Raw genomic sequence first — 427 nt, 5'->3', positions numbered from 1 at the left:
TGATGAGCCAGTTCTTTGCAGCTGCTTGGGCAGTGCAGCTGGGTGGTGGTGTGTTGGCCGCTGCCAGCGGCGCGGTATTGGTTGGTCTGCTGGGGGATGGTCTCAGCGTGGCGACGGTTGCGATTGCCGCTGGCGTTTCGGCGTTAAGCGCGTGGGTTGCTGCTGGGTTCACCTGGGCCTTGATGCGGATTGCTGGGATTCGCGTGGGAATAGTGATTGCCGCTGTTGCGGGCATTGCGCAGGTCGGCGTGGTTGGCTGGGTTTGGCAGGCTGCTGCGAGCGCAGAGATTTCACAAGCATGGTCTGCGCTGGCTGGATTATTGCCGCTGCATTGGTCCACCACCGCGTTGAGCACAATTTCCAATGACGGCGAAAGTCTGGGGCTGTGGATTGCGCTCGTGGCTTTGGCCGTCAGCGCGCTGGTTGG

At 61.6% G+C, this 427-nt stretch carries 1 pseudogene; it reads left to right on the top strand.

The window, feature by feature from the left end:
- Nucleotides 1-2 precede the first annotated feature (2 nt).
- A pseudogene (locus BKN05_RS12365) lies at nucleotides 3-427 on the top strand (hypothetical protein); the annotation flags it as partial.

It is taken from the genome of Corynebacterium sp. S5S1, assembly GCF_001913985.1.
GTDB classification, from domain to species: Bacteria; Actinomycetota; Actinomycetes; order Mycobacteriales; family Mycobacteriaceae; genus Corynebacterium; species Corynebacterium marquesiae.
This window is presented reverse-complemented; position numbering and strand designations above follow the sequence as displayed.